The sequence below is a fragment of the Xenorhabdus sp. PR6a genome, assembly GCF_028599065.1.
In the GTDB taxonomy this organism is placed as follows: domain Bacteria; phylum Pseudomonadota; class Gammaproteobacteria; order Enterobacterales; family Enterobacteriaceae; genus Xenorhabdus; species Xenorhabdus doucetiae.
Map to the genome: position 1 here is coordinate 1 of NZ_JAQRFJ010000171.1, position 1053 is coordinate 1053.

A 1053-nucleotide genomic window follows, 5' to 3' on the forward strand; every position below is an offset into this window, starting at 1 on the left:
AAAGGGTTATATTGTTACCGCCATTTAGTGGAGAACGCGTTTGCCAAAATCAAACATTTTCGTGCTATAGCAACGAGATACGATAAATTAGAACGAAACTATGCCAGCATGTTAGCACTGGCATTTATTATTATCTGGTTACCAATGTGGGTTGATTGATTTATGGACACAAAACATCAACACGCCCTAGAAACATGCAACAAAATGGCAATAAGTTCATATCACCACACCATAGCCGAGGTCACATTAAGCATATTCATCTAAGTTTTCGGTTAAGCCAACACCAAAATACCCTGAATAGGATGATAAAAGGGGATAAATAAGGCAATATTCAGAGTGTTCTTAATACCGTCACCCCATTGAATAATTAACCGTTGGGCAGGATTTTTTGCGTCATCATCTGCCCGAACCTGCTGACTGACCATCTGACCTGCCCCACGTTCTGGTTCATCATGTCCACCATATTCTCCATCCGTACCCCGATCCACACCAATCAACGGACAGTTTCCCACCAGACGGTGAGAAAGTTCAGCGTGGATAAAACCGTGGCAACAGTCAGCAAGCCATTGATTTTCAGAAAATCAAGAAAGCAGACCTTTACGGTTTCTTTATCGATCAGATTTTTCCCAAACAACGGCAAAGGTAATATCACATTGATTAAATTTATCTTTAAACCAATAAAATAACATCCCGAATTCACCTACTGACATAATTTATAATGAATTTAACGAAGAACATGCCGATAGAATATTAAGCAACCCATCATAATAAGAAAAAGGACGAGCAGGCAGAGCGTGCTTTGTCTGTCCCTTTTCTGCCTGTGCATCTGGCCTGAACGCGGTGAATGCCAGCCCGGAGGCCGGACTGCGTACAGAAATCCAGTGGGAAAACAACATTGAAGGCAACAAATGAAAATAAGGAAACCACACAATGTCAATAAAAAAACACATGGCGAAGTTGCAGAAGGGGCAATCCCTGTTGAAACAGGGAGAGCAAATAGCGGGATTCGCAAAACAGGCACCCGGTCTTGGGGGTAAGGGCAGCCAGGGGAAT

General features: G+C 42.5%; 3 protein-coding genes. 1 reads left to right on the forward strand and 2 read right to left on the reverse strand.

Annotated features, from left to right (window positions below; genetic code table 11):
* Positions 1-159 (forward strand): transposase (locus PSI15_RS18100; RefSeq protein ID WP_273584736.1); only part of this gene is annotated, 159 nt, incomplete at its 5' end.
* 113 nt (positions 160-272) lie between these two features.
* Here the strand turns inward: PSI15_RS18100 and PSI15_RS18105 are convergent.
* Both PSI15_RS18105 and PSI15_RS18110 read right to left on the reverse strand, forming a co-directional pair.
* Complete coding sequence (locus tag PSI15_RS18105) at positions 273-497, reverse strand: hypothetical protein (RefSeq protein WP_273584734.1); 225 nt, start codon at positions 495-497, stop codon at positions 273-275.
* A complete protein-coding gene (locus PSI15_RS18110) occupies positions 494-652 on the reverse strand; it encodes a hypothetical protein (protein ID WP_273584735.1) in 159 nt (52 codons plus the stop codon). Before PSI15_RS18110 ends, PSI15_RS18105 begins: the two co-directional genes overlap by 4 nt.
* Between the last annotated feature and the right edge of the window lie 401 nt (positions 653-1053).